20 protein-coding genes are annotated in these 19,817 nt (G+C 68.7%); 9 read left to right on the forward strand and 11 right to left on the reverse strand.

Annotated features, from left to right (window positions below; all coding sequences use genetic code 11):
• Positions 1-41: 41 nt before the first annotated feature.
• Positions 42-2,735, reverse strand: coding sequence for a bifunctional acetate--CoA ligase family protein/GNAT family N-acetyltransferase (locus RZE79_RS14735; RefSeq protein WP_319360982.1), 2,694 nt, complete (start codon positions 2,733-2,735; stop codon positions 42-44).
• A 318-nt stretch (positions 2,736-3,053) separates the two neighbouring features.
• Here RZE79_RS14735 and RZE79_RS14740 point away from each other — a divergent pair, with 318 nt between their 5' ends.
• Positions 3,054-4,415 carry a homoserine dehydrogenase gene (locus RZE79_RS14740; protein ID WP_319360983.1) on the forward strand — a complete coding sequence of 454 codons (1,362 nt, stop codon included), beginning with the start codon at positions 3,054-3,056 and terminating at the stop codon, positions 4,413-4,415.
• Positions 4,416-4,421: 6 nt separating this feature from the next.
• Here the strand turns inward: RZE79_RS14740 and RZE79_RS14745 are convergent, their stop codons facing one another.
• The 3 genes from RZE79_RS14745 to RZE79_RS14755 are packed head-to-tail and all read right to left on the reverse strand — an operon-like array spanning position 4,422 to position 6,230.
• Entirely contained in the window at positions 4,422-5,132 is a 711-nt protein-coding gene (locus RZE79_RS14745; protein WP_319360984.1) for an MOSC domain-containing protein, read from the reverse strand.
• A complete protein-coding gene (locus RZE79_RS14750) occupies positions 5,129-5,680 on the reverse strand; it encodes a redoxin family protein (protein WP_319360985.1) in 552 nt (183 codons plus the stop codon). The genes RZE79_RS14745 and RZE79_RS14750 overlap by 4 nt, the downstream gene beginning before the upstream one ends.
• A gap of 1 nt (position 5,681) precedes the next feature.
• Complete coding sequence (locus RZE79_RS14755) at positions 5,682-6,230, reverse strand: peroxidase-related enzyme (protein WP_319360986.1); 549 nt, start codon at positions 6,228-6,230, stop codon at positions 5,682-5,684.
• Between the two features lie 95 nt (positions 6,231-6,325).
• On the opposite strand from RZE79_RS14755, the gene RZE79_RS14760 reads away from it, so the two are divergent.
• Positions 6,326-7,210, forward strand: a complete 885-nt coding sequence (locus RZE79_RS14760) for an AraC family transcriptional regulator (RefSeq protein ID WP_319360987.1) — start codon at positions 6,326-6,328, stop codon at positions 7,208-7,210.
• 9 nt (positions 7,211-7,219) lie between these two features.
• On the opposite strand, the gene RZE79_RS14765 is transcribed toward RZE79_RS14760, so the two are convergent.
• Both RZE79_RS14765 and RZE79_RS14770 read right to left on the reverse strand, forming a co-directional pair.
• Positions 7,220-8,410, reverse strand: a complete 1,191-nt coding sequence (locus RZE79_RS14765) for a M20 aminoacylase family protein (protein ID WP_319360988.1) — start codon at positions 8,408-8,410, stop codon at positions 7,220-7,222.
• Complete coding sequence (locus tag RZE79_RS14770; RefSeq protein ID WP_319360989.1) at positions 8,407-9,405, reverse strand: tripartite tricarboxylate transporter substrate binding protein; 999 nt, start codon at positions 9,403-9,405, stop codon at positions 8,407-8,409. The genes RZE79_RS14765 and RZE79_RS14770 overlap by 4 nt, the downstream gene beginning before the upstream one ends.
• 139 nt (positions 9,406-9,544) lie before the next feature.
• Between RZE79_RS14770 and RZE79_RS14775 the strand changes: the two genes are divergently transcribed.
• Positions 9,545-10,453 carry a LysR family transcriptional regulator gene (locus tag RZE79_RS14775; protein ID WP_319360990.1) on the forward strand — a complete coding sequence of 303 codons (909 nt, stop codon included), beginning with the start codon at positions 9,545-9,547 and terminating at the stop codon, positions 10,451-10,453.
• Here RZE79_RS14775 and RZE79_RS14780 read toward each other — a convergent pair.
• The gene (locus tag RZE79_RS14780) at positions 10,450-11,409 is read right to left on the reverse strand and encodes a LysR family transcriptional regulator (RefSeq protein ID WP_319360991.1); all 960 of its coding nucleotides are present in this window, start codon (positions 11,407-11,409) and stop codon (positions 10,450-10,452) included. The two genes, RZE79_RS14775 and RZE79_RS14780, sit on opposite strands and share 4 nt — an antisense overlap.
• A 205-nt stretch (positions 11,410-11,614) precedes the next feature.
• On the opposite strand from RZE79_RS14780, the gene RZE79_RS14785 reads away from it, so the two are divergent.
• Genes RZE79_RS14785 through RZE79_RS14805 form a run of 5 tightly spaced genes read left to right on the forward strand, consistent with a single transcriptional unit; the run spans position 11,615 to position 14,943 of the window.
• The gene (locus tag RZE79_RS14785) at positions 11,615-12,946 is read left to right on the forward strand and encodes an MFS transporter (protein WP_319361188.1); all 1,332 of its coding nucleotides are present in this window, start codon (positions 11,615-11,617) and stop codon (positions 12,944-12,946) included.
• 50 nt (positions 12,947-12,996) lie between these two features.
• On the forward strand, positions 12,997-13,551 hold the full coding sequence (gene uraD / locus RZE79_RS14790) for a 2-oxo-4-hydroxy-4-carboxy-5-ureidoimidazoline decarboxylase (RefSeq protein WP_319360992.1): 555 nt from the start codon (positions 12,997-12,999) through the stop codon (positions 13,549-13,551).
• Positions 13,544-14,056, forward strand: a complete 513-nt coding sequence (locus tag RZE79_RS14795) for a hydroxyisourate hydrolase (protein WP_319360993.1) — start codon at positions 13,544-13,546, stop codon at positions 14,054-14,056. The genes uraD and RZE79_RS14795 overlap by 8 nt, the downstream gene beginning before the upstream one ends.
• Before the next feature lie 49 nt (positions 14,057-14,105).
• A complete protein-coding gene (gene uraH / locus RZE79_RS14800) occupies positions 14,106-14,441 on the forward strand; it encodes a hydroxyisourate hydrolase (RefSeq protein ID WP_099796909.1) in 336 nt (111 codons plus the stop codon).
• Positions 14,442-14,460: 19 nt separating this feature from the next.
• Positions 14,461-14,943, forward strand: coding sequence for a nucleoside deaminase (locus RZE79_RS14805; RefSeq protein WP_319360994.1), 483 nt, complete (start codon positions 14,461-14,463; stop codon positions 14,941-14,943).
• 25 nt (positions 14,944-14,968) lie between these two features.
• Here RZE79_RS14805 and RZE79_RS14810 read toward each other — a convergent pair whose 3' ends face one another.
• Positions 14,969-15,904, reverse strand: a complete 936-nt coding sequence (locus tag RZE79_RS14810) for a LysR substrate-binding domain-containing protein (protein WP_319360995.1) — start codon at positions 15,902-15,904, stop codon at positions 14,969-14,971.
• 138 nt (positions 15,905-16,042) lie between these two features.
• On the opposite strand from RZE79_RS14810, the gene RZE79_RS14815 reads away from it, so the two are divergent.
• Positions 16,043-16,432, forward strand: a complete 390-nt coding sequence (locus RZE79_RS14815; protein WP_319360996.1) for a RidA family protein — start codon at positions 16,043-16,045, stop codon at positions 16,430-16,432.
• A 16-nt stretch (positions 16,433-16,448) separates the two neighbouring features.
• Here RZE79_RS14815 and RZE79_RS14820 read toward each other — a convergent pair whose 3' ends face one another.
• The 3 genes from RZE79_RS14820 to RZE79_RS14830 all read right to left on the reverse strand — a co-directional run bounded on the left by RZE79_RS14820 (position 16,449) and on the right by RZE79_RS14830 (position 19,706).
• Entirely contained in the window at positions 16,449-17,222 is a 774-nt protein-coding gene (locus RZE79_RS14820; protein WP_153284338.1) for a response regulator transcription factor, read from the reverse strand.
• Positions 17,223-17,301: 79 nt separating this feature from the next.
• Complete coding sequence (locus tag RZE79_RS14825) at positions 17,302-17,988, reverse strand: response regulator transcription factor (RefSeq protein WP_153284337.1); 687 nt, start codon at positions 17,986-17,988, stop codon at positions 17,302-17,304.
• Between the two features lie 35 nt (positions 17,989-18,023).
• Positions 18,024-19,706, reverse strand: a complete 1,683-nt coding sequence (locus RZE79_RS14830) for a histidine kinase (protein WP_319360997.1) — start codon at positions 19,704-19,706, stop codon at positions 18,024-18,026.
• Positions 19,707-19,817 lie beyond the last annotated feature (111 nt).

Raw genomic sequence — 19,817 nt, forward strand, 5'->3', positions numbered from 1 at the left:
ATTCTCGTCGAGTTGCGGCCGCCCATTCCGCTGTCGCCGGGCTACAGCGGGTAGGTCACGAGCTTGAAGTCCGGGTCCTCGGGGAAGGACTTCACCGTGAAGCCCAGCCGGCGCACCAGCTTGAGCATGTCGGGGTTGCTGGCCAGCACCAGCCCGTCCATTTCGGACAGGCCGCGGTCGCGTGCCACGTCGATGATGCTTTCCATCAGGCGCGAGCCGATGCCCTTGCCGCTGAACTCGTCGGCCACCACGAGCGAGAACTCGCAGCTGGTCTGGTCGGGGTTGGTGATGTAGCGCGACACGCCCACGATGCGCTCGGTGTCGAGCACGGTACCGTCGGGCGCGGTGCTGCGTTCCATGATGGTGGCGACCAGCGCCATCTCGCGGTCGTAGTCGATCAGGGTGAAGCGCGACAGCATCGACGGCGGCAGCTCGTGGAAGCGCGAGACAAAACGGAACCAGCGGCTCTCGGGCGACAGCCCCTGCACCAGCGCCTGCAGCATCTGCGCGTCGTTCGGGTGGACCGGCCGCACGACGTACGCGCCGCCACCGGGCAGCGGCCATTCGCGCCGGTAGCGCGCGGGGTACGGCATGATGGCCAGGTGCTGGTAGCCGTTGCCCGCGAGCCCGGCCACCGCCTGCGTGCTGCTGTCGACCACGATGCGCGCATCGACCGACACCGCGCCGTGCTCGTCCACGATGATGGGGTTGATGTCCATCTCGCGCAGCTCGGGCAGCTCGCACACCATTTCGGACACGCGCAGCAGCACGTCCTCGATGGCTTCCATGTTCACCGCGTTGGCGCCGCGCCATTCGCCCAGCGTCTCGGCCACGCGCGAGCGCTCGATGAGGTGGCGCGCCAGGAACTGGTTGAGCGGCGGCAGCTCCATCGCGCGGTCGTTCATGAGCTCGATCATGGTGCCGCCCGCGCCGAAGACGATCACCGGGCCGAAGGGCTGGTCGGTGACGAGGCCGACGTAAATCTCGCGCCCGCGCCGCGCGCGCACCATCTTCTGCACGGTCACGCCGTTGATGCGGGCGTCGGGCGCGAGCTGCGCCACGCGCTCCATCATCTCCAGGTAGGTGTCGCGCGCGCTGGTGCCGTTCATCACGTTCAGCGCCACGCCCTCGACGTCGGACTTGTGCGAGATGTCGGGCGAGTCGATCTTCAGCGCCACCGGAAAGCCCAGTTGCGTGGCGATCATCATGGCCTCGTTGGCGCTGCGCGCCAGCAGCGTGCGCGTGATCGGGATGTGGAAGCACGACAGCAGCGACTTCGACTCCATCTCGGTCAGCACCTTGCGCCGCTCGGCCAGCACGCTTTCGATGAGCAGGCGCGCGCCGTCGATGTCGGGCTTGGCCAGCGCCGAGAGCGGCGGCGGCGTCTGCTGCAGCAGCTGCTGGTTCTGATAGAAGGCCGCGATGTTGCCGAAGGCGCCCACGGCCGCCTCGGGCGTGCGAAAGCTCGGGATGGTGGCCTCGGCCAGCACGGCCCGCGCATTGCCGACCGAGGCATCGCCCATCCAGCACGCCAGCAGCGGCTTGGGCATGGGGCGCGGAATATCGGCCAGCGCGCGCGCCGTGGCAGCAGCGTCGACGCCGGCCTTGGGCGAGAAGATGGCGAGCACGCCGTCGATCTGGCTGTCGGCCGAAGCCGTGTCGATGGCCGCGCGGAAGTGCGCAGGCGTGGCGTCTTCCGACAGGTCGATGAGATCGGTGAGCGACGCGAGCGCGGGCAGCGAGGGCTGCAGCAGCTTCTGCGCGGGCGCGGAGAGGCGTCCCAGGTCGAGCCCGATTTCGTTGATCCAGTCGGCCGCGAGCACGCCGGGGCCGCCGCCGTTGGTGACCACGGCCAGCCGCTTGCCCACGGGCCGGTAGCGCGAGGCCAGGCACTTGGCGGCCGAGAACAGTTCGACGAAAGAGCGCACCCGCACCGCGCCCGCGCGGCGCAAGGCAGCGTCGAACACGTCGTCGCTGCCCACGATGGCGGCACTGTGCGTCTGCGCGGCCTCGTTGCCGGCCGGCTTGCGGCCCGCCTTGAGCACCACCACCGGCTTGGCATGCGAGGCCGAGCGCAGCGCGCTCATGAAGCGGCGCGCGTCGGCAATGCCTTCGAGGTACACGATGATGCTGTGCGTGGCGGCGTCGTTGGCCAGGAAGTCGAGCACCTGCGGAATGTCGACCGAGGTGTGCGGCCCGAGCGAGACCACGCTGGAAAAGCCCACGCCGTTCTGCCGCGCCCAGTCGAGCATCGACGCGGTGAGCGCACCCGACTGCGACACCAGCGCCAGCGGCCCGGTGCGCGCGAGCGGGCCGGCCACGCTTGCGTTCAGGTGCAGCGGCGGGCGCTGAAAGCCCAGCGAATTGGGACCCAGCAGGTGCACGCCTTCGCGGCGCGCGATCTTGCGCCACTGCGCGGCCTGATCGGCGGCGATGCCGGTGGAGATGACCACCGCGGCCTTGCAGCCGATGCGGCCCGCGATCTCGAGCGCGGCGGCCACGTCGCGCGGCGCCAACGCGATCAGCGCCAGGTCGGCATGCGTCTGCGCCAGCTCTTCGAGCGTGCCTTGGGTGCGTATGTCGATGAAGCGCAGCGTGCCGTCGAAGCGGTCGGCGCGGAAGGCTTCGCGCAGCGTGCGGCCCAGGCCGGTCTGGCCGCCCGGATCGCTGGGCTCGCCGACGAAGGCCGCGATCGACGTGGGGGCGAACAGGGGGGTCAGGAAATGCTTGTCCATGCCCTAGTTTGCCCGGATCGGGGCCTGCCGCAAGCACCGCGTGTACACTCGCCGGCTCATGTCGTGCCCTTCACTTTCCCCTGTTGCAGCATCCAGCGCCGCCGTTATCGGCCGCACGATGCCGTTCGCCGCTTGCGTGCGAACGAGCGACGCAGTGAATGCACGAATGATTACCACCATGACCGCCGCGGCCCCCTAGCTCGCGCAGGGTGGCCGCTCCGGCAGCCACCTGGTGTCTCTTCTCCCGAATGAACGAAACCCAGCTGGCAGCTGGGTTTTTTTGTTTTTGTCCTGTTCGTTCGTCGTTTGGAGAAGCCCATGTACCGCGATCCCGTCTCGTCCTTCCTGCCCCAGCCCAGCCGCCCCGCGGCCATTCGCCCTTTGCGCGTCGGCATGATCGGCATCGGCACCGTGGGCTCGGGCACCTTCCGCGTGCTGGCCCGCAACCAGGACCTGATCGCCGCCCGCGCCGGGCGCGGCATCGAGGTGACGATGGTCGCGGCGCGCAACCTCGCGCGCGCCCAGGGCATCGTGGGCGAGGGCGTCGCGCTCACGGTCGACCCGATGCAGGTCGCGACCGATCCCGATGTCGATGTGGTCGTCGAGGTGGCCGGTGGCACCGGCCCGGCGCGCGACTGGGTGCTGGCCGCCATTGCGCACGGCAAGCACGTGGTCACTGCCAACAAGGCGCTGCTGGCCGTGCACGGCCCCGAGATCTTTGCCGCCGCCAGCGCGCACGGCGTGGCCGTGATGTACGAAGGCGCGGTGGCGGTGAGCATCCCCATCGTGAAAGCGCTGCGCGAGGGCCTCACGGCCAACCGCATCGAATGGGTGGCGGGCATCGTCAACGGCACCACCAACTTCATCCTGAGCAAGATGCGCGACGAGGGCCTGGACTTTGCCGACGCGCTCGCGCAGGCCCAGGCGCTGGGCTATGCCGAGGCCGATCCGGCCTTCGACATCGAGGGCGTCGACGCCGCCCACAAGACCGCGCTGCTGGCCGCCAACGCCTTCGGCATGCCGGTGCGCTTTGCCGACGCGCAGATCGAGGGCATCACCGCGCTGCAGCGCCTCGACGTGGCCTGCGCCGAGCAACTGGGCTTTCGCGTCAAGCTGCTGGGCGTGGCACGCCGACGCGAGGAGGGCGTGGAGCTGCGCGTGCAGCCCGCGCTGGTGCCGGCGACGCACCTGCTCGCGCAGGTCAACGGCTCGATGAACGGGATCATGGTCAAGGCCGACGCGGCGGGCGTCACGATGTACTACGGCGCGGGCGCCGGCTCGGAGCAGACCGCCTCAGCCGTGATCGCCGACCTCGTCGATGTGGCGCGCCTGGACGGCACCCACGCCGGCCAGCGCGTGCCGCACACCGGTTTCCACGCGCATGCGGTGCGCGAACTGCCGGTGCTGCCGCGCGCGGCCGTGCGCAGCGCGCACTACCTGCGCGTGCCGGTGCAGGCGGCGACCGACATCGCGACCGTGGCCGATCTGCTGGCCGCGCAGCGGCTGCCGGTGCGGCAACTGGTGCTGGCGAACGGGCCGGCCGATGCGGCGCCGCAGGTGCTGGTGATCACCGAATCGGCGTTGCAGGGCGCGGTCGATCTCGCGCTGCATGCGTTGCAGGCGAGCCCGGTCGTCGCAGGCCCGGTCGTTGCATTGCGCGTGGAAACGCTCGACGACTGAAGGCGTTCAGGTGTCGGACGCGGGTGCGCGCAGTCGCGGCTCCCAGTCTTCGACGCGCCCCGCATCCAGCCGCTTGCGGAACGTCGCGCGCCAGCGTTCGGCCAGCGCGGGCAGCCCGGCCGCCTGTTCCCATTCAGGCACGAAGCGCGCGTCGCGCGAGAACAGCAGCGCGATGAGGCGCGACAGCGGCCACGCCGGATGCGGGCGTTCCACCCGCGTGGCTACGGCACCGGCCCGCAGCCAACCGGGCTCGAGCACGCGGTAGTACCAGCCCGTGCAGCCGCGCGCCTGCATCTCGCGCGCCATGCCGGGGACGCCGAAGTGCGCGTCGAGCTTCCAGCAGGGTTGTCGGCCTTGCGACACCTGCACGAGCGCATCGCCGAGCTGGATCACGTCGCCGATGCACACGGTCGATTCGTCCCAGCCGGTGGTCGAGATGTTCTCGCCGAAGGCGCCTGCGTGCGTCAGCAACTCGCTTGGGTGGCTCGCCGAGGCCCAGCCCGCGTAGTGCTCGCGCGGGTAGTGGTGCACGGCCTTCTCGACACCGCCATGGACGCGCAGGTCGGCCTGTGCGTCGCCCTGCAGGCCCGTGGGTGACAGCCACAGCGCATCGGACGTGGCCGTCTTGCGGATGCCGCTGCGCGACCGGCCGTCGGGCAGCAGGGCCACGGGGCCGACCAGCAGCGCGTCGATGGGCAGGGTGGTCTGTGAGGTCATGCGGGGCAGCCGTTGTCGTTGCACGCGCCATCTGGCGGCGCACCGTCCGCCGGTTGCGCGATGAGATGCGTGGGTACATCTTCAGCCGCGAGCTGCCCGATCGCGGCGCCCAGCGCCATGTCGTCGATCACCCCGAAATGGCTCATGCGCAGACGGCCCCGCCGGTCGATCAGCACCGTGCTCGGCGTGCCCTGCCACTGGTAGTCGCGCATCGTGGCGGGGATGATGCCGGTGGGCGAGGGCTGGTCGATGCCGATCGGGAAGCCCAGTCGGTACTCGCGCACGAAGGCGTCGAGCGCGGCGGGCGTCATGACGTCGTGGTGCTCGAACACCGAGTGCAGACCGATCACCGCGACGTCTTTTTCCGCGAACAGCTGCCGCGTCTTCTTCGCCTGCGGCAGGCCGTGCGACACGCAGGCCGGGCACAGCATCTGGAACGCGTGCAGCACCACGACCCGGCCCCGCAGCGACGCGAGCGTGACGGGCGCGTCGGTGTTGAGCCATTGGGACACCTGCAGCTCGGGCGCGTCGGGGTGCGGCCAGGCCATGTCAGGCCGCCTCGGTGCGCAGCTTCACCTGCGGGAAATCGACCGGCACCTGGAAGGCCACGTTCACGTAGTTGGTGAACAGGTTCAGCGCGACGTGGGCGAGGATCTCGACGATGTGTTGGTCGTCGAAGCCCACGGCGCGCAAGGCCTGCACGTCGGCGTCGTCGATCTGTCCGCGTGCATCGACCAGCTTCAGCGCAAAGCGCAGCGCCGCCGCCGTGCGCGGGTCGGCCGATTCGCCGGCCTGCGCGGCCGCCATGTCGGCGGCCGACACGCCCGCCTTACGGCCCAGCGCGGTGTGCGCTGCAAGGCAGTAGTGGCAGGCGTTGCGGTCGGCCACCGCCACGGCGATCTGCTCGCCGAGCTGCGCCGGAATGACGCCGCCGCCGAGCGCGCCGAACGATCCCCACAGGCTGCGCAGCGCTGCAGGCGAGTTGGCGACGGCGCGGAACATGTTGGGCGTCGCGCCGAAGGCGCCGTGGATCTGGGAGAGCAAGGCTTGGGCGTCGCCGGTGGCGGCGGTGTCTGAGACGAGGTTGATGCGGGGCATGAGGATTTCCTTCCAGTGATGACGATGGAAGCAGTGTCTCCCCGGAATCCGTATGATTTGAACGCTTTCATCCATTCAACATACCTTTTCGTCCAATGCCGAGCGCATCACCTTCGCCACCGATCGACAGGCTCTCGTCTCTCCTCGAGCGCTTCCGTGTCCGGGCCCACCTGTTCCACACGGGGCCGCTGTGCGGCGTGACGCACTTCGCGGCGAAGGAGGGGCGCAGCTTCCTGCATGTGATGCGGCGCGGCGAAATGGTGGTCACGCATTCGGCGCCGTCGGTGCGCTCGGCCGGCGTGCCGCGCAAGCTCGTCGTGAAGGAGCCCAGCCTGCTGTTCTATCCGCGCCCGCTGGCGCACGACTTCCACAACGCGCCCACGGAAGGATCGGATTTCGTCTGCGCCACGGTCGACTTCGACGGCGGCGAGGCGCACCCGCTGGTGCGCGCCTTGCCGCCGCTGGTGCAGCTGCCGCTGCATGCAGTCGACGGCCTCGAAGCTTCGCTGGCATTGCTGTTCGCGGAAACCGGGCGCGTGCTGTGCGGACACCGGCTGCTGGCCGACCGGCTGTTCGAGGTGGTGCTGATCCAGCTGCTGCGCTGGCTGCTCGACCATCCGCAGGAGAGCGGCGTGCCCGCGGGTTTGTTGACGGGTCTGAGCGACCCGCAACTGGCGCGCGTGCTGGTCGCGCTGCACGAGCGCCCGGGCGAGCCATGGCCGCTCGAACAGATGGCCGCGGAAGCCGGCATGTCGCGCAGTGCGTTCGCGGCGCGCTTCAAGTCGGTGGTGGGCGCCACGCCCGCGGACTACCTCGCGCAGTGGCGCCTGACGATTGCGCAGGCTGAGCTGCGCACGGGCGCGTCGGTCAAGACGATTGCCGACCGCCTCGGCTACGCGAATGCGTCAGCGCTGTCGCGCCTGTTCGCGCAGAAGGTGGGCGTGTCGCCGCGCGAATGGCTCGCGCGGCAGTCTGCTTGAGCGTTCAGTTCAATTTGCCGCGCGCAGGAAGCGCTCGGTCAGCAGCACCCAGTAGGCGCCGCCCACCGCGACATTGCTGTCGTTGAAGTCGTAGCCCGGGTTGTGGACCATGCAGGCGCCGTGTGCGTCGCCGTCGCCATTGCCGATGAGCAGGTAGCAGCCGGGCACGCGCTCCAGCATGAAGGCGAAGTCTTCGCTGCCCGACAGCGGCGGCGTCTGCCAGGTGACCTGCGCCGCGCCCACGAGTTCTTCGGCCACGGTGCGCGCGAACGCGGTTTCTTCGGGCGTGTTGACCAGCACCGCGTAGCCGGGCCGCCAGTCGATCTGCGCCTGCACGCCGAAGCTTTCGGCCTGCGCGGCCACGAGCGCCTTGACGCGGGTTTCGATGGTCTTGCGCACGTCGCGGTCGAGGGCGCGCACGCTGAGTTCGAGCACGGTGCTCTGCGGGATCACGTTGTTGGCCTTGCCCGCGTGGATGGCGCCCACCGTCACCACGGCCATCTGCAGCGGGTCGATGTTGCGCGAGACCACGCTCTGCAGCGCCATCACGGTGCTGGCCGCCGCCACGACCGGGTCGGCCGCGCGGTGCGGCATGGCGCCGTGGCCCCCCACGCCGGTGAGGGTGATCGTGGCGTAGTCGGACGAGGCCATGGCCGGGCCTTCGCGCATCGCCAGCCGGCCCTGCGCCAGGCCGGGCATGTTGTGCATCGCGAAGATGGCGTCGCACGGGTAGCGCTCGAACAGGCCGTCGTCGATCATGCGCACCGCGCCGCCACCGCCTTCTTCGGCGGGCTGGAAGATCAGGTTCAGCGTGCCGTCGAAGCGCCCGCGTTCGGCCAGGTGTTGCGCCGCTGCCAGCAGCATCGCCGTGTGGCCGTCGTGGCCGCAGGCGTGCATCACGCCGGTGTGCGCGCTGGCGTAGGCCAGGCCCGTGGCCTCGTCGATGGGCAGGGCGTCCATGTCGGCGCGCAGGCCGAGTCGGCGCGTGCCGTTGCCACGCACGAGCCGGCCCACCACGCCGGTGCCGCCGACGTGGCGCTCGACGGTGTAGCCCCAGGCTTCGAGTTTTTCGGCCACCAGCGCCGAGGTGCGGTGCTCGTCGAAGCCCAGTTCGGGGTGCTGGTGGATGTCGCGGCGGATGCCGATGAAGGTGTCGGCGGTGGCGTGCAGGTCGTTCAGGAGGGCGGTGGTGGTGCTCATTGGGGTTCCAGTCGGATGGACTTGGCGATGTCGCGGTAGCGCGCGGTTTCGGCTTCGTAGAACTTCGCGGAGTCGGCCAGCGTGGTCGATGGCGAGGCCTGCTGCGTCTGGGCGGCGAGCTGCTCGCGCACGCTGGTTTCCTTCAGCGTCGTGCCGATGGCCTGGTGCAGCTTCTGCACCACGTCCTCGGGCGTGTTCTTGCGCACGAAGAAGCCGCTCCAGGTCTTGTAGTTGACGTTCTTCAGCTCTTTGCCTTCGCTGGCCGTGGGCACGTTCTTCAGCAGTTCAGAGCGTTGTCCGCCGAGCTGGCCGAGGATCTTCAGCCGGCCCTGTTCAGCCAGCGCGCCCATGGCGGCGCTGTAGACCAGCACGGCAAAGTCGACCTGCCCGCCGCCGATGTCCTGCAGCAGCGGCGCGTTGCCCTTGTAGGGCGCGTGCATGAGCTTCACGCCGGTGTCCAGCTGCACCTTCTCAAGGATCAGGTGGTAGAGCGAACCGATGCCCACGCTGCCGTACGACAGCGGCTTGTCGGCCGACTTGCGCGCCAGCGCAATGAGCTCGTCGACACTGTTGGCCGGCAGGTCCTTGCGGGCGACGAAGACCATCACCGCCTCGGCGACGGGGTGGACCATGCGGAAGTCTTCGGCCTTGAGCTTGACGGCTGCATTGGCCAGCGGCGACAGGATGATCTCGTTGGGCGAGCCCTGGAAGATGTAGTAGCCGTCGGCCGGCGCGGCCAGCACCTTCTGTGCGGCCATGGCGCCGCTCACGCCGCCCAGGTTCTCCACGATCACTTGCTGGCCCAGCGCCTTGCCCAGCGCCTTGCCCAGCGGCACGGTGAAGATGCGCGCGGTGGCGTCCGAGGGGCCGCCGGCCGGGTAGGGAACCATCAGGTTCACGGGCTTGGTGGGAAAGCTGTCGGCGCTGGCAGGGCCCGCGGCCAGCATCAGCCCGCAGGCGAGGCAGAGCGCGGATCGGAAGAACGAGGTCGTCATCAAGTCATGTCTCCTGGGGTGGTGCCGGCTCGTGGGGCCGGATGCAGGGGAATGCTAGGAGTGACAAGAACGAACGTCCAATGCATTGTTGTCTGCATTAGCATGAGTCCAATGCATTCATGAAAACGAGGTTCCCGCCATGACGCTGGTTCAACTGAGGCACCTGATTTCGCTGGCCCACACGGGCTCCTTCAGCAAATCGGCCGAAGCCCTGCACCTGACGCAGCCCGCGCTCAGCCGCAGCGTGCGCGCGCTCGAGGACGAGCTGGGCATGCCGCTGTTCGACCGCATCGGCCGGCGCAACGAGCTCACGGCCTTCGGGCGCGAGGTGCTGGAGCGCGCGCGGCTGCTGGTGTCGGAAGCCGAGGCGCTGCGCGACCGCGGCCGGCAGATGCGCGAAGGCGAGGGCGGCACGGTCCGCATCGGCCTCGGTTCCGGGCCGGGTGCGCTGCTGATGACGCCCTTCCTGCTGCACATGGCCAAGCACCATCCGGCCGTGCGCACGGAGATCGCGCGCGGCAGCACCGACCTGCTGGCGCAGGCGCTGCGCGAGCGCAGCCTCGATGCGCTGGTGGTCGATGCGCGCGCGCTCAAGCCCGCGCCCGACCTGGCGCTGACCCACGTGTACGAGCTGCGCGGCGCCTTCCTGTGCCGCCGCGGCCATCCGCTCACACGGCTGCGCAAGGGCGTGAGTTTCGACGCCGTGCAGCGCTACCCGATCGCCTCGACGCCGCTGAGCGACGAGGTGGCACGCGGGCTGGTCCAGACCTACGGCCCGCAGGCACATCCCGCCAACTGCGTGACCCTGCAGTGCGAGGAGCTGCCCAGCATCGCCGACGTGGTGCGCCAGAGCGACACGGTGCTGCTCGCGGTGCACGAGTCGGCGCCCGACCTGGTCGAACTGCGGATGGAGCCGCCGATGCACGGCACGGCGCGCTTCGGACTCGTCACCCTGCGCCAGCGCACCGAGGCGCCGGCGCTCGCGATTCTTCGCCGGTTGATGGAAGCGCAGATGGGCGGGCAGCGGCCCGACAAGAAAAGAGCCTAGGCGGCCCGTGCGTCCGCGGGTGCGGCATCGGACCGCGCCAACCCCGACGCCACCGCCGCCAGGATGCCGCGCAGCCAGCGGTGCGCCGGCTCGTGCTGCGAGCGGTCGTGCCACAGCTGGTAGAAGCGCATGCGCGGAAAGCCCTGCGGTGCGGGCACGGCCACCAGCGGCAACGTGTCCACGAACTGCATGGCGAAGTGGCGCGCGGTGGTGAACACCAGGTCGGTGCCCACCAGCAGGTGCGGCGCCACGGTGAAGTAGGGCACGGCAATGCAGGCTTCGCGCGTCTGGCGCAGCGTGGCCAGGTGCGTTTCGACCACGCCGCGCTGCGACGCCGCGTACGGCGTGGGCACCACGTGGCGCGCCGCGATGTAGCGCTCCATCGTCATCGCGCCCTTGGCGGCGAGCGGGTTGTTCCTGCCCATGAGGCACATGAGGTCGTCTTCGAGCAGCAGCGACAGGTGCAGGCGGTCGGGCGGCTGCGGCCAGTTGCCGATGACGATGTCGAGCTCGCCCTGCGCCAGCGCACGCTCGTAGTCGTAGGTGACGCTCAGCGGGTGCACCACGAGCCGTGCGTGCGGTGCCTCGGCGCGGAACCGCGTGGTCACGTCGGCCAGGAAGCTCATCGCCAGGTAGTCGGGCAGCGCGAGGTGGAAGGTCATCGCGCTGGAAGCGGGCTCGAACTGCTCGGGGCCCGAAAGCATGCGGTCGATTTCGAGCAGCGCGCCGCGTGCGCGGTCGCGCAGCTGCAGCGCCCGCTCGGTCGGCACCATGCCGCTGCGCTCGCGCACGAGGATGGGGTCGGCGAACACCTCGCGCAGCCGGCGCAGCGCGGTGCTGATGGCGGGCTGGCTCTGGTTCATGCGCACCGCCACGCGGGAGACGCTGCGTTCGGCCACCAGGGCGACCAGCACGCGCAGCAGGTAGGTGTCGATCGGGGCGTGGGAGCGTGACATGGCGAAGAGAAATGGCCTCTGGGGGCGGTGCCGGCGGCAGGCCCCACATGGCAAACCGTTATGTCGCACATTCTAGAGAGCGTGATCCGGCGCGGCGATATCTGCCTACAGTTCGCCACCCACGGGAATGGCAGCGGCAAGCGGGCTCACAGAAGGCCCCAGGCGGCGCATCCCGTCCACACCCCAAATGGAGACAACCATGAGCATGGACGCCACGCTGGCGCCGATCCGGGAACACACCGCCACGGCGGAACTGGACGGCATCTACCGCAAGATCATCTTTCGCCTGATTCCCTTTTTGATGCTGCTCTGGGTGCTGGCCTGGATCGACCGGGTCAACATCGGCTTCATCAAGCTGACGATGCTCGACGACCTGAAATGGAGCGAGGCGTCGTACGGGCTGGGCGCGGGGATTTTCTTCCTGGGCTACTTCTTCTTCGAGGTGCCGAGCAACCTGCTGCTGCAGAAGATCGGCGCCAAGAAGACGATCATGCGCATCACCATCGGCTGGGGCCTGACCTCGATCGCCACGATGTTCGTGAAGAGCACCGAGATGTTCTACCTGCTGCGCTTTCTGCTGGGCGTGTTCGAAGCGGGCTTCTACCCCGGCATCATCCTGTACCTGACCTACTGGTTCCCGGACAGCCGTCGCGCCAAGGCCTTCGGCATGTTCATGTCGGCCTCGGCCTTCGCGGGCGTGATCGGCGGACCGCTGGCCGGCTTCATCATGAACAACATGCACGGTGTGAACGGCTGGGCCGGCTGGCAGTGGGTGCTGTTGCTCGAGGGCATTCCCTCGGTGCTGGCGGGCATCGCCACCTACTTCTACCTGACCGACCGGCCCGAGCAGGCCCACTGGCTCACGGCGCGTGAACGCCAGCTGGTGCACGACGACCTGGAGCGCGACCGCAAGGCGCTGGGCCACCGCGAGCACAGCATGCTGGCCTCGCTGAAGAACGGCAAGTTCTGGCTGTTGATCCTGATCTTCTTCTGCATCATCGCGGCCAATTCGTCGCTCACCTTCTACGGTCCGACGCTGGTGAAAGAGATCGGCTTCACCAACCCGCTGACCGTCGGCTGGATCATGGCCGGCGCCTACCTGTGCGGCGCGGCCGGGATGATCTGGAACGGCTTCCACTCCGACCGCCACCAGGAGTCGCGCTACCACTGCGCGCTGGCCGCGGCGCTCGGTTCGGGTGCGTTGCTGGTGGTTGCGCTGTTCCTGCGCCAGAGCCCGGGCCTCGTGCTGGCCGGCCTCACGCTGGCCATCGTCGGCACCATGAGCGCGATCCCCGTGTTCTGGCAGATGCCCAATCGCTTCCTGGCCGGCACCGCTGCCGCCGGCGGCGTGGCGCTGATCAACTCGATCGCCAACCTCGCAGGCTTCGGCGCGCCGTGGATGCTGGGCCTCATCAAGACCGCCACCGGCAGCCTTGCGCCCGGGCTGTATGTGGTCGCGGCGGTGGAAGTCTGCGCCGCCGTGCTGATCCTGCTGTTCGTGCCGCGTCTGCAGAAGACGAAGACGCCCGCGCGCTGATCAGCGCTCCCTCGCTCAACCCCTCTGTCTGAAACAAGGAGATGCTCTCCATGCCTTCTCACGCCTATCGCCTGGACCTCGAAGCGCTCAACGCCATGGACTGCGACTCTTTCGTCGCCGCGCTCGGGCCGACTTTCGAGAATTCGCCCTGGGTCGCACGCACGGCCTGGTCGCTGCGGCCTTTCGCCAGCATCGACGCCTTGCACGATGCCATGCTCGACGTGGTGCGCCACGCCCCCGACGCCCAGCAACTCGCCTTCCTGTGCGGCCACCCCGAACTGGCGGGCCGCGAAGCCCAGGACGGCACGATGACCGCCGAGTCGGTCGGCGAGCAGGGCAGCGCGGGCCTGAACGCACTGAGCCGCGAAGAGATGGCCGAGATCCAGCGGCTGAACCGCGTGTACCGCGAGCGGCACGGCTTTCCTTTCATCATCGCCGTGCGGCGCAGCACCAAGGGCCAGATCTTCGAAGCGATGCGCAGCCGCGCCGCCGAATCGACCGAGGCCGAGCGCCGTGCGGCGCTGGCGCAGATCGGTTTGATCACCCGCGGGCGCATCGACACGCTGCTGGGTTCTTCGATGCCTCAAGGAGCGGTCCATGCCTGAGAACGTCATTTCCCTTGCTGCCCGCCGTCGCTTCGCGCTGTCGGGCCTCGCGCTGGGCGCCGCAGCCCTGGCACCCCACGGCGCTGTTGCGCAAACGGCCGCACCGGCCGGCCCCGCGCAGGCCAGCGGTCCGATCGTGCTGCACGGCGTGAGCCCACGCCTGACCGTGCATGCGCTCGACACCTTCCACGGCAGCGCGGCGACCGGACTGCGCATCGATTTCTCGGTGCGCGAGGGCGACAGCTTCAAGCTGCTGCGCACCGTGACCATGAACGGCAACGGGCGCTCCGACGAGCCGCTGCTCATCGGCGACAGCTACCGCGCCGGCGACTACGAGCTGCTGCTGCACGTCGACGAGTACTTCGCGCGCAAGCAGTCGCGGCTGCCCACGCCGCCGTTCCTGTCGAAGCTGCCGGTGCGCATTCGCGTCGCCAACGCGGCCGAGCGCATCCACCTGCCGATCCAGTTCGGCCCGTGGAGCTACACCTACTCGCGCGGCAGCTGACGCAGCAGGCCCCGTTCGCACCCCATCGTCTGCAAGGAGTTTTCTTCTCATGACCGGCATCACGACCCATGTGCTCGACATCACCACCGGCCGCCCGCTCGTCGGGATGAAGGTCGACCTCTACGACGTGGCGACCACGCCGCCGACGCGCCTGAACAGCACGCGCACCAACGCCGACGGCCGCACCGACGCGCCCATGCTGCCCGGGGCCTCGGCGCGCACCGGGCAGTTCGAACTGCAGTTCCATGTTGGGGACCACTTCAAGGCGGCCGATGCGCTGTCGGACGTGGTGCCCGTGCGTTTCGCCATCGCCGATGCCACGCAGCACTACCACGTGCCGATGCTGTGCGCGCCCTGGTTTTTTTCCACCTATCGCGGCAGCTGACCGCGGGAGCTTTTTCTGAATGACAACACCCCATGACCCGAACGCAGGCGCGTACCTGCTCGACTCCATCCGCCTTGCCATGGGCAACGTCCGCGAACGCAAGACCTGGCCTTTCGGCGCAGTGATCGCGCGCGACGGCGAGGTGATTGCCACCGCCGTCAACGAGGTGGACGCCCTGTGCGACCCTTCGGCGCACGCCGAGATGCAGGCCGTGCGCGCCGCCGCCAAGGCACTGAAGAGCACCGACCTGTCGGGCTGCACCGTGTACGCCAGCGGCTACCCCTGCTCGATGTGCCTGACGGCGATGTACCTGGCGGGCGTGAAGGAAGTTTTCTACGCCTACTCGAACGAAGACGGCGAGCCTTTCGACCTCTCGGCCGAGCGCGGCTACGTCGAGATCGCACGGCCGCCAGAACAACGCGAGATGAAGCTGCATTCGATGCCGGTGCGCGACGAGGCAGATGAAGACTTGTACGAGGCCTGGCGCAAGGTGGCTGGCTGAAAGCGCCTCGGCAGAGCAGGGCGGTTCAGGAGGAGGGTGCGCCGGGGCGAACGATGACCGGCGCATGCTGCGCCATCAGCCCGGCGACCCACTCGATGAACGCACGCAGCTTGGCGCTCACGTGCCGGTTCGGCGCGAAGGCTACGTACAGGGGCATCGGATCGAGCTGCCAGTCTTCGAACAGCGGCACCAGTTCGCCGCGTTCCCGATGCGGCGCGGCCATGTAGTCCGGCAGCCAGAGGATGCCCAGGCCCGCGAGCCCGGCTGCGAGGTACGCGTTGCCGTCGTCGACCGAGAGCACGTAGCGGCCCTGCACGTCGATGTGTTCGCCGCCCCGGCGCATCGCGTACGGAAAGGTCTTGCCGTTGCGCGACCAGACGAAACCGACGATGCGATGGTGCGTGTCTTCCAGCGCGCGCGGGTGCACGGGCATGCCGGCCGATTCGAGGTAGCCCGGCGCCGCGTAGACACCGAGCCGCAGGTCGCCCACGCGGCGCGCCATGAGCGACGGATCGGTGAGCTCGCCGCCGCGCACGACGCAATCGACGTTCTCGCCGATCACATCGACCATGCGGTCGCTCACGCCCATGTCGAGCTGGATGTCGGGGTAGCGCGCATGAAAGGCCGGCAGCGCGGGCACGAGGATCGTGCGGGCCAGCGGGCTGGGCACGTCGACGCGCAGGCGGCCCCGGGGCAGGGCGGACGCGCTCGACAGGCTGGTCTCGGCGTCGTCCAGGTCGGACAGCAGCCGCACCGCGCGTTCGTAGTACGCCGCGCCATCGGCCGTGACGTTCACCTTGCGCGTGGTGCGGTTCAGCAGCGTCACCCGCAGCCTGGCCTCCAGCTGCTGCACCAGCTGCGTCACGGTGGTCTTGCTCATGTGCAGCGTGTCGGCGGCCTTGGTGAAGCTGCCGGCTTCCACCACGCGGGTGAAGGCCTGCATTGCATCGAAACGGTCCATGGATGGGCTCCTGCGGGGCGGTTGCCGTGATTGTTTGGGATCTGCAAACAGTGATTGTTGGCTTTGCCCGTTGATCGATGGCGAATGGCTTTCTAAAGTCCCTGCATCGTCATCACTTACCGCAGAAAGAAAGCACCCATGGCCGCACGCGACGTCGTTTTTCCCCCGGGGCGCCAGGCGCTATATGAACGCAACCGGTATTCGCCAGCGGTTCGCTCCAACGGTTTTCTGTTCGTGTCGGGGCAGGTCGGCAGCCGCGAAGACGGTTCGCCGGAACCCGAACTGGAGGCGCAGGTGCGGCGCGCGTTCGACAACCTGAACGCCATCCTGAAAGCGGCGGGCTGCACCTTCGACGACGTGGTCGACGTGACGGTCTTCATCGTCGATCCGGAATCGAACTTCGAAACCATCTGGAAGATCGTGCCCGAGTACTGGGGCGACGCGCCGCACCCGACGCTGACCGGCATCGGCGTGACGTGGCTCTATGGCTTCCAGTTCGAGATCAAGGTGATTGCGAAGCTGCCGTAGGCCCTGGGTTCCGCACTCAGATCAGGCCGATGTGGACGGCGAAGCTCACGGCCTGGGCGCGCGAATGCACGTGCAGCTTCTTGTAGATGCTCTTGATGTGCACGTTGACCGTCTGGCCGGTGATGCCGAGCCTGGCGCCGATCTCCGCGGAGACGTAGCCCGAGGCCACGCAACGCAGGACCTCGCACTCGCGCGGCGTGAGCGTCATGTCGTGCGACGGCGCTCTTGGTGGTGGTGGTGCGTCGTCCGCAAACGACTCGCGGGAGCGGTAATCCAGGCGGTGCAGCAGGCGCCGCGTGAGCCGTGGCGTGATGGCGGCGCCGCCGTTCACCACGTGCAGCACCGCATCGGCGAAGCTCTGCAGCCAGGCGTTCTTCAGCAGGTACCCCATGGCGCCCAGCTCGAAGGCACGCAGCACGTGGGCATCGTCCTCGAGCGAGGAGATCACGATGACCTCGCTGTTGCGGTGCAGGCGGCGTGCCTCGGTGATCAGCTCGAAGCCCATCTCGTCGCCGAGTTGCAGTTCGAGCATCAGCACGTCGAAGGTGTGCGTGGCCAGCATCCGGCGTCCCTCGCGCACGCTGTCGGCCTGGCCTTCGAGCTGGATGCGCAGGTCCGACAGCAGCTCCTGGGCGATCACGCGGCGCATGTACTCGTCGTCGTCGATGAGCAGCACGCGCACCGGCGAGTTTTCCTGGCCGACCAGGAAGTCGGGCCACAGCCTCGCGGCGGGCGCGCAAACCCCGGCGGAGGTCTTGTCGCCGGAGCTGATGAGCCTGTGATCAACCATGTGCTGCCCCCGGTTGGCGTGAGCGACGGATGCGGGTCGCTTCGAGCGCGGGCTGAAAGACGAAAAAGCCGGGCGCGTGTCAGTGCGCCACGGCGTCGAGGTGGTGCTTGACCGCGTAGATGTACAGCTCGAGCCGGTTTCCGACGCCGAGCTTCTGGTAGATCGACGTGAGATGGTTGCGCAGCGTGTGTTCGGTGACGAAGGCCTGTCCGGCCAGGGTCTTGTTGGAGGCGCCGCTGCCGCGCACCACGGTGCGGACGATGTCGCGCTCCTTCTGGGTCAGGCTGGCCTGCTTCGTGGATTCCGGGTCGGCCTTGGGCGGTTTCTTCACCGCGGTGAGTTCCGAGAGCACGCGGCCCATGGTCTGGGCATCGACGCAGAGTTCGCCGCGGTGCACGCGTTCGATCGCATCGAGCACCTGCTCGGCCGAGGCGTCCTTGCGCATCACGCCGCGCGCGCCGCGCAGCACCGCAAGGTCCAGGGTGCGCTGCTCGCGTTCGCCGGTCAGCACGACGACGCGCGACACCTCGTTCGACAGCAGCTGCGGCAGGATCTCAAGGGCGCACTGGCCGTCCAGGTCGAGGTCGAGCACGATGACGTCGGGCACCAGGCTCTGCGTGTGCGCCACGGCTTCTTCGCAGCAACTGGCGGTGGCGACGACCTTCATGCGCGGCTGTTCGCCGTCGATCAGCCGGGACAGGCCCCACAGCATGGTCTGGTGATCGTCCACCAGCAGGACGCCGATGGGATGGGCTTCGGTTGGCATGGGGAGCTCCTGGGGGTGTCGTCGTGTTTTTTTGCTCAGATGGGGATCTCGATCAGCACCTCGGTGCCGCCGCCCCTGCACCGGCTGACCTGCGCGCGGCCTCCGAGCGCCGCGGCGCGGTCGCTGAGGGAGCGGGGCCGGAAATCCGCGAAGTTCTCTTCGCCGCCTTCGTTCACGATGCGCAGGTGCAGGCAGCCGTTGCGGCAGCCGATGCGCACGCTGCCGTGCCGCGCCTGCGTGTGCTTGCAGATGTTGTTGAGGCCTTCGCCCACCATCTGCAGGACCTCCGCGGTCATGCGGTCGTCCAGGCGCACCTGGCCTTCGACGTTGACCGAAATCTCGATGCCGTAGAGGCCCTGGATGCGGGCGGCCTGGCGGTACAGCTGGGGGAGCACGAGCCCGCACGAACTTTCTGCGCCGTCCTTGACCGCGCCGGCAAAGCGCCGCAGGTCGGCGATCACGCCGTTCGCCACCTCGGCGAGCTTGTCGAGGTCCTCGAGCAGCGGGTTGTCGGCGGCGGCCTTCTTGCGCAGGGCGCACAAGCCCATGCGCAGCCCGATGTAGGGCTGCACGGCCGTGTCGTGCAGGTCCAGCGAGATCTTCAGACGCTCGGTCGCGGCCGCTTCGGAGGCCATGCGGTCAAGCACCTCGATGGTCTCGATGACCGGGAAGATCTGCTCCATGAGATGCGCGAGAAACAGTGCGTCGGACTTGCTGAAGTGGCCGTTGCGCGACGAGATGAACACGCGCCCCTCGCCCAGGCGCAGCGGCAGCGCGGCGCTGATGAACGCGCGGGCCTCGAGCATGGCGGCCACGGCGGCGCTGCGCAGGGCGCTGTCGCGGTCCTCGGGGCGCCAGCCGGTCGTGCCGGGTCCGTGCATGTGGCTGCGTGCAAAGAACAGGTTCAGGGGCCAGGGCAGGCGGTTTCTCAGCACGGTGTGCGGATGCCCGAGCGCCATCAGCGGCGAGTCGGCGATGCCCCCGAGCGTCTCGACACCGACGTGCTCGCACGTGTCGTCCCTGCGCAGCGTGCGCAGGGTCCAGTTGCCGGTGGCGGTGTCACGCATCATGAGGATGCAATGGCTGGCCCTGAAGAAGGCCAGCGTCTTTTCCATCGTGCGGGCGATGGTGCGGCCCGCGCCGAAGCGCGGGTTCGACAGCTGGCTGATGTCGCCCAGCAGGGCCAGGCGCCGCTGCAGGATGAGCTTGGAGCCGCCCCAGTGCACGATCATGTGGCCCAGCGCCAGCAGGAAGGTCGTGCGCATCAGCAACTGCGGTGCATCGTCGCCGGTGCTGGTGCCGAGCCCGCAGGCGGCGAACGATGCGACCGAGACCACCGTCACGCGGGCGCCTTCCTCGAAGCCCCAGCGGAACGAAGAGGTCAGGATGGCGAAGAAATAGAACAGGAAGAACAGGCTCTGCACGCCACCCGTCACGAAGACGATCAGCGTGAACCACATCACGTCGGTCCAGTGGACGGCCTTGCCCTGCACATAACGCCAACCCCCCTGCGTGCAGGCGTGCACCAGCACGCTATGCAGGAGGTACCCGCAAAAGGCCAGCCACACCGCGCCGGCCACCGGTTGCCGGGCCGGCCCTGCATCGACCGCCATCGCCAGCACCGCCGAAATCGACAGCACGAGCCGCATCCGGGCGGCCATGAGGGCATCCGTCGACAGGCTGCTGTCGAGGCTCGGGGCGGAGACGGGGGCACGCATGGAATGGCATCCTTCGCATGAACCGGTTCATGCGCCGCAAAGTTCGAAACCGGGCTGTAACAGCGTGGCGTTCATTTCTTATTGCCGATGACGTCGTGTATGTGAAGGTTT

The organism is Variovorax sp. EBFNA2 (assembly GCF_033802765.1).
GTDB classification, from domain to species: domain Bacteria; phylum Pseudomonadota; class Gammaproteobacteria; order Burkholderiales; family Burkholderiaceae_C; genus Variovorax; species Variovorax paradoxus_H.